This window comes from Sinomonas sp. (genome assembly GCF_036848755.1).
GTDB lineage: Bacteria > Actinomycetota > Actinomycetes > Actinomycetales > Micrococcaceae > Sinomonas.
Genome location: NZ_DAIUJO010000152.1, coordinates 1 through 6,910 on the forward strand (window position 1 = coordinate 1; position 6,910 = coordinate 6,910).

Here is a 6,910-nt window from a genome sequence, read left to right on the forward strand (position 1 = left end):
CGCCCGACGCTCATCCGGCACCCGCGTCTGGGGGCCGAGCGAGTCGAGCGCCGCGAGCGCCCGTTCGCGCACCGCCTCCGGGTTGATCGAGAGCATCCGCGCGATCTGGTCATAGCTTCGCCCGCGCCCCAGCACGAGCTGGAGCACGGCTTTCTGATCGCCCGGCAGGCTGTCGGAGGACTGCATCTGAGCGCGAAGCGTAGATGAGGACGCAGCGGAATGCCCGGGATCGGCCGGTATGGCGGGTTTGCGCCGCCCCCTCCGCGGGGTGTGCACCCTGCGGAGGTGACGGCGCAACGGGCTAGGCCCGGTTGAGCTCCGCCGAGATGCGCTCGGCTGCCGCGCGCAGCGCTGGCACGGCCCGCTCGCCAAAGGTCTCGTCGACGCGCGAGACGGGGCCAGAAACCGAGATCGCGGTGGGCGTCGGCGCGTTCGGGACCGCCATGGAGAAGCAGCGCACCCCGATCTCCTGCTCCTGCTCGTCGATCGCGTACCCGCGGGCACGGATCTTGTCGAGGTCGGCGAGGAGGGTCTCGACGTCCCCGATGCTGTACGCCGTCGGGGTCGGCATCCCCTGGCGGCCCACGATCCCCCGGACCTGCTCGTCGTCGAGCTGGGCCAGGATCGCCTTGCCGACGCCGGTGTCGTGCATGTGGGCGCGGCGGCCGACCTCGGTGAACATGCGCATCGAATGCAGCGACGGGACCTGCGCCACGTAGATGACCATGTCCGAATCGAGGACGGCCATGTTGGCCGTCTCCCCGAGGCTCTCGACGAGGCTCTTGAGCTCGGGCTGCGCGAGCGCACCGAGCTGCTTGTTGGCACCCTCGCCCAGGCGGATGAGCCGCGGCCCCAGCGCGTAGCGGCGGTTGGGCAGCTGCCGGACGTAGCCGAGGGAGACGAGCGTCCGCAGCAGCCGGTGGATCGTCGGGAGCGGAAGCTCGGTCGACGACGACAGTTCGCTCAGCGTCACGTCCCCGCCAGCGTCGGTGATGAGTTCGAGGAGTTCGAAAACCCGCTCGACCGACTGGACGCCGCCTGAGGCCTTCTCGGCCATGTTTCCTCCATGGGTAGCGGCCGGTGTGTTCCGGCAAATATTATCCGCATCCCGGAAACCTGCGGTGATCTCACGATACCGCAAGCCCCCTTCGGTTGCGCCGTCACGTTTGCGGGGTGCGCACCCCGCAAACGTGACGGAGCAACGGACGAGGACTTGTTTTTCCAAGATGCAAACAATAGTATCCGTATGACGGAAACTTCATCGAGGCTGATGCCTCCCGACCCGAAGGACGATTCAATGGCGAGTCCCAGCCCCGGCAACTCCATCACCCTCCGCATCGACGCGCCGTCGCGCATCAGCATCACGAGTGAGCTCGCCGCCGCCGTTGCCGCGGTCGGCGCTCCCGTCACCGCCCTCGACGTCAGCGAGTCGCACCACGACCACCTCGTCGTCGACATCACCTGCAACACGACCTCGGAGCAGCACGCCGAGCAGGTCGCCGGAGCACTCGAGGCGCTCGACGGGGTGAGCGTCCGCAAGGTCTCGGACCGCACCTTCCTCATGCACCTGGGCGGAAAGCTCGAGGTCGTCCCCAAGGTGCCGCTCCGCAACCGCGACGACCTCTCGCGGGCCTACACCCCCGGCGTCGCCCGCGTCTGCCTCGCCATCGCCGCGAACCCCGAGGACGCTCGCCGCCTCACCGTCAAGCGGAACACCGTCGCCGTCGTCACCGACGGTTCTGCCGTGCTCGGGCTCGGCAACATCGGCCCCGCGGCCGCCCTGCCCGTCATGGAGGGCAAGGCAGCGCTCTTCAAGCAGTTCGCGAACGTCGACGCGTGGCCCGTGTGCCTCGACACGCAGGACACTGAGGAGATCATCAGGATCGTCAAGGCGATCGCGCCCGTCTATGGCGGGGTCAACCTCGAGGACATCGCTGCCCCGCGGTGCTTCGAGATCGAAGCCCGCCTCCGCGAAGAGCTCGACATCCCCGTGTTCCACGACGACCAGCACGGCACGGCGATCGTGACCCTCGCGGCGCTCGTCAACGCGCTCAAGCTCGTCGGCAAGAAGATCGAGGACGTCCGGATTGTTGTCTCGGGCGTCGGCGCGGCGGGCAACGCGATCATCCAGCTTCTCCTCGCCCAGGGCGCCCGCAACATCGTCGCCTGCGACCGCAAGGGCGCGATCCACCAGGGTCAGGAGCTCACCGACGCGCACCGGATCTGGATCGCCGAGAACACGAACCCGGAGTCCTTCTCCGGCACCCTGCACGACGCGCTCAAGGGCGCCGACGTCTTCATCGGCGTCTCGGCCCCGAACCTGTTCGGCCCCGAGCAAGTGGCCACGATGGCCGAGGACGCGATCGTCTTCGCGATGGCGAACCCGGACCCCGAGACGGATCCGATCGCGGCCGCCGAACACGCTGCGGTGGTCGCCACAGGCCGGAGCGACTTCCCGAACCAGATCAACAACGTCCTCGCGTTCCCAGGGGTCTTCCGCGGCCTCCTCGACGCTGGCGTGTCCGAGATCACGCCTGCCATGCTGGTCGCAGCCGCACAGGCCATCGCGGCGCGCGTCTCCGACGAGGAGCTCAACGCGAGCTTCATCATCCCGAGCGTGTTCGACCCGCACGTCGCCCAGGATGTGGCCGCGGCGATCGTTGCCGCGGTGACCGCCTGACTCTTCGGGCCCCTGCCCTTCAGGACCAAGACTTCAGACCAGGGAGAAGGAAAGTAACGCTATGGCCATCACTGTGACCGACAACCACCCCGTCGACCGGGCCGAGGAGGTCCTCACCGACGAAGCGCTCGCGTTCGTCGAGGAGCTGCACCGCCGCTTCGCCGGCGGGCGCAAGGCCCGGCTCGAGGCGCGCAAGGTACGACGCGCGGAGGCCGCCGCGACCGGCAAGCTCGACTTCCTGCCGGAGACAGCGGAGATCCGGGCGGTCGATTGGAAGGTTGCGGAGGCGCCGGCGCCGCTCCAGGACCGCCGCGTCGAGATGACTGGCCCCGCGAGCCCGGCCAAGATGGCCATCAACGCCCTCAACTCGGGGGCGAAGGTCTGGCTCGCCGACATGGAGGACGCCTCGAGCCCGCACTGGAGCAACGTTGTCGACTCCGTGCTGAACCTGCGCGACGCCGCGAAGGGAACCCTCTCCTACACCTCGCCTGAAGGCAAGGAGTACCGCCTCCGCACGGACGCGCCGCTCGCCGTCGTCGTCACCCGTCCGCGCGGGTGGCATATGGAAGAGCGGCACGTCCTGGTCGACGGCGAGCCGGCCTCGGGGGCGCTCGTGGACTTCGGCCTGCACTTCTTCCACGTGGCCAAGCTCCTCATCGAGTCGGGCCGCGGCCCGTACTACTACCTGCCCAAGATGGAGAGCCACCTCGAGGCGCGCCTCTGGAACGAGATCTTCGTGTTCGCCCAGGACCACCTCGGCATCCCCCAGGGCACGATCCGGGCGACGGTGCTCATCGAAACCATCCCGGCTGCGTTCGAGATGGACGAGATCCTCTTCGAGCTCCGCGACCACGCCTCCGGCCTCAACGCGGGCCGCTGGGACTACCTCTTCAGCATCATCAAGTACTTCCGCGACGCCGGCGAGCAGTTCACGCTCCCCGACCGCGCCTCCGTGGTGATGACGGCGCCCTTCATGCGGGCTTACACGGAGCTGCTCGTCCAGACGTGCCACAAGCGCGGCGCGTTCGCGATGGGCGGGATGGCCGCGTTCATCCCGAACCGCAAGGAGCCCGAGATCACGGCGGCAGCGATCGAGAAGGTCCGCGCGGACAAGACGCGCGAGGCCACGGACGGCTTCGACGGCTCGTGGGTCGCGCATCCCGACCTCGTCTCGACGTGCCAGGAGGTCTTCGACCGGGTCCTCGGCGACAAGCCGAACCAGGTGGAACGCCAGCGGCCTGAGGTCCACGTGACGGCCGGCCAGCTGCTCGACGTCGCGTCGACCGAGGGCGTGGCGACCGAGGAGGGCCTGCACCTCAACCTTTACGTCGCCGTCGCCTACACGGCCGTCTGGCTCTCGGGCAACGGCGCCGTGGCGATCCACAACCTCATGGAGGACGCGGCGACGGCGGAGATCTCGCGGTCGCAGGTGTGGCAGCAGATCCGGAACAAGGTGGTCCTCGCCGACACCGGCAACACGGTGACGCGCGAGCTCGTCGAGCGGATCCTCGACGAGGAGACCGATCGCCTGCGAGGCGAGGTCTCCCCCGAGCAGTTCGTCGACTTCTACGAGCCGGCGAGCCGCCTCATCGCGGACATCTGCCTCTCCGAGGACTACACGGACTTCCTCACGACTCCCGCCTACGAGCTGGTGGGATGATGAGCCTTTCGACCAGCCGCCCGGGCCTCCCCCCGAGGGTGTTCGACGACGGCGACTACGAGCGGATCGACGGCGGCCTCGCCGACACCGACCGGCTCCTCGCGGACGGCTACCCCGGAGACGACGGCACGCGCCAGCCCGTGCACACCGTGTACGTGCCCGCGGACCGCTATTCGCCCTCGCTCGCCGCGGAATGGGGCCAGCACGCCCTCGCCGCGGCCGCCGAGGCCGGCGGGATCCAGCGCTTGGCCGAACTCGTCGGCCTCTCCCCCAAGCTCGCCGCGGAGATCGCCCCGCGCGTCGAGGCAAAGCTGCGCGACGAACCGATCGAGGACCTGCGGATCGACTTCGAGGACGGCTACCTCGCTCCCGGAAAGTCGCAGAACCCGGATGCGACGGAGGACGCCGAAGCCGTCCGGGCGGCGGACCAGGTCGCCGCCGCGATCGCCTCGGGGGCGGCGACGCCGTTCATCGGCATCCGCTTCAAGTGCCTCGAGGAGGCCACCCGCCGGCGCGGGCTCCGCACCCTCGAGCTGTTCGTCTCGCGGCTCGTGCAGGCCGGCGATGGCCCGCAGGGCCTCCCGGCCGGCCTCGTCCTCACGCTCCCCAAGGTGAGCACCGTGGACCAGGTCAAGGCTATGGTGTACGCCGTCGAACGCCTCGAATCCTCGCTGGGCCTCCACCCGGGGCGCCTCGGCTTCGAGGTCCAGGTCGAGACGCCGCAGCTCATCATCGGCGCGGACGGCAGCCACCCGGTGGCACAGCTCCCGCATCAGGCAGACGGGCGGATCACGGCGCTCCACTACGGCACGTACGACTATTCCGCTTCCCTCCAGATCGCAGCCGCCTACCAGTCGATGGAGCACCCGGCTGCGGACTTCGCGAAGGAAGTCATGCAGCTAGCAGTCGCAGGGACGGGGATCCGACTCTCCGACGGCTCGACGAATGTCCTTCCCGTGGGCGACGCCGCCCAACGGGAGGAGGCCTGGAAACTGCATGCGAGGCTGGTCCGCCGCTCTCTCGAGCGCGGCTTCTACCAGGGCTGGGACCTCCACGCCCACCAGCTCCCCACGCGCTACATTGCGACCTACGCGTTCTACCGCGAGGGACTGCCGAAGGCAACGGAGCGGCTTCGCAACTACGTCCAGCAGACCGTGGGGGCGGTCCTCGACGAGCCGGCGACCGCACGCGCCCTCGCAGCCTTCGTGCTCCGTGGGGTGCAATGCGGGGCGGTTGGGGCCGACGAGGTCCACGCGTCCACCGGGCTCTCCGAGCACGACCTCACCCGCCTCGCCCACCCGCGGCTGGCCCAACCGATCCCTGCGACTGCAGTTGCGGCCCCGGCCGCAGAACCCCAAGGAGCGTCACGATGAGCTACTTCTACCCTGAGGGAGGCCTGCCGCCGCAGACGCAGCTCCTCACAGACCGCGCGATCGTCAAGGAGGCCTACACGGTCATCCCCAAGGGCGTCCTGCGGGACATCGTCACGAGCAGACTCCCGGGCTGGGAGAACACGCGTTCGTGGATCCTCGCGCGCCCCATCGCGGGCTTCGCGACGACCTTCTCGCAGCTCATCGTCGAGGTCGGCCCGGGCGGCGGCTCGAAGAAGCCTGAACCGGAGGCCGGTGTGGAGGGCGTCGTCTTCCTCACCAAGGGGAAGATCACGCTCACGCTCGACGGCGAGACCCACCATCTCGAGGAGGGCGGCTACGCGTACCTCGCGGCGGGCGCCGACTGGTCGGTGATCAACGAATCGAGCGACATCGCCTCGTTCCAGTGGATCCGAAAGGCGTACGAGAGGCTCGAGGGCTACGAGGCCAAGAGCTTCGTCACGAGCGACAAGGAGGTCGCCCCGACCCCCATGCCGAACGTCAACGGCGTGTGGTCCACCACGCGGTTCGCCGACCCCGACGACCTCGCCCACGACATGCACGTGAACATCGTGACCTTCGAGCCCGGCGGCGTCATCCCGTTCGCCGAGACGCACGTCATGGAGCATGGCCTCTTCGTCTTGGAGGGCAAGGCGGTGTATCGCCTCAACGACGACTGGGTCGAGGTCGAGGCCGGGGACTTCATGTGGCTCCGGGCCTTCTGCCCCCAGGCCTGCTACGCGGGGGGCCCAGGCCGCTTCCGCTACCTCCTCTACAAGGACGTCAACCGGCAGATCCGCCTGACCTGACGTCCCGGCCCGCTCGCTCGCCTTGCCCCCTTGGGCGGGGCCCGAGCCGTTGCGGGCCCTCACAGCACGACGGCGCGGGGCCGGACTGGCACTGAGCCGCCCCGCGCCGTCGTACCCACCTGACAGCCACCCGCCGCCCAAGCGCCCGGGTGGACGAGACTCCTCCGCCCCCGGTCGCGCAACGCCGGGGGCGGAGGTATTTGCCGGCGGAGGCATTCGCCGGCCGAGGCATTCGGCGGCGGAGGCATTTGCCGGCGGAAATCGATCGGCGAAGGGGCTCCGCCTGACTGGAGGGGGTGCCGCCCGGCCCAACCACGCCGAACCGGCGGAAATCGCTCGGCGAAGGGGCTCCGCCTGACTGGAGGGGGTGCCGCCCGGCCCAACCACGCCG

Annotated in this window: 6 protein-coding genes; 4 read left to right on the forward strand and 2 right to left on the reverse strand. The window is 69.4% G+C overall.

Going from position 1 to position 6,910, the window contains the following annotated elements:
- Positions 1-186 (reverse strand): sigma factor-like helix-turn-helix DNA-binding protein (locus V7053_RS17070; RefSeq protein WP_334173464.1); only part of this gene is annotated, 186 nt, incomplete at its 3' end.
- Positions 187-301: 115 nt separating this feature from the next.
- Positions 302-1,057, reverse strand: coding sequence for an IclR family transcriptional regulator (locus V7053_RS17075; protein WP_334173465.1), 756 nt, complete (start codon positions 1,055-1,057; stop codon positions 302-304).
- A gap of 240 nt (positions 1,058-1,297) precedes the next feature.
- Between V7053_RS17075 and V7053_RS17080 the strand changes: the two genes are divergently transcribed.
- From V7053_RS17080 to V7053_RS17095, 4 genes are all read left to right on the forward strand, one after another.
- Positions 1,298-2,680: an NAD-dependent malic enzyme gene (locus tag V7053_RS17080; RefSeq protein WP_334173466.1), complete on the forward strand. Its 1,383-nt coding sequence runs from the start codon at positions 1,298-1,300 to the stop codon at positions 2,678-2,680.
- Between the two features lie 61 nt (positions 2,681-2,741).
- Positions 2,742-4,340, forward strand: a complete 1,599-nt coding sequence (gene aceB, locus V7053_RS17085) for a malate synthase A (protein WP_334173467.1) — start codon at positions 2,742-2,744, stop codon at positions 4,338-4,340.
- On the forward strand, positions 4,340-5,713 hold the full coding sequence (locus V7053_RS17090; protein ID WP_334173468.1) for a DUF6986 family protein: 1,374 nt from the start codon (positions 4,340-4,342) through the stop codon (positions 5,711-5,713). Before aceB ends, V7053_RS17090 begins: the two co-directional genes overlap by 1 nt.
- Positions 5,710-6,519 carry a bifunctional allantoicase/(S)-ureidoglycine aminohydrolase gene (locus V7053_RS17095; protein WP_334173469.1) on the forward strand — a complete coding sequence of 270 codons (810 nt, stop codon included), beginning with the start codon at positions 5,710-5,712 and terminating at the stop codon, positions 6,517-6,519. The genes V7053_RS17090 and V7053_RS17095 overlap by 4 nt, the downstream gene beginning before the upstream one ends.
- Positions 6,520-6,910: the final 391 nt, after the last annotated feature.

Excerpts from the sequence above, each read along its gene's own strand:
- aceB (WP_334173467.1), top strand. The coding sequence starts at position 2,742 with ATGGCCATCACTGTGACCGACAACCACCCCGTCGACCGGGCCGAGGAG.
- V7053_RS17090 (WP_334173468.1), top strand. The coding sequence starts at position 4,340 with ATGAGCCTTTCGACCAGCCGCCCGGGCCTCCCCCCGAGGGTGTTCGAC.
- V7053_RS17080 (WP_334173466.1), top strand. The coding sequence starts at position 1,298 with ATGGCGAGTCCCAGCCCCGGCAACTCCATCACCCTCCGCATCGACGCG.
- V7053_RS17095 (WP_334173469.1), top strand. The coding sequence starts at position 5,710 with ATGAGCTACTTCTACCCTGAGGGAGGCCTGCCGCCGCAGACGCAGCTC.
- V7053_RS17075 (WP_334173465.1), bottom strand. The coding sequence starts at position 1,057 with ATGGCCGAGAAGGCCTCAGGCGGCGTCCAGTCGGTCGAGCGGGTTTTC.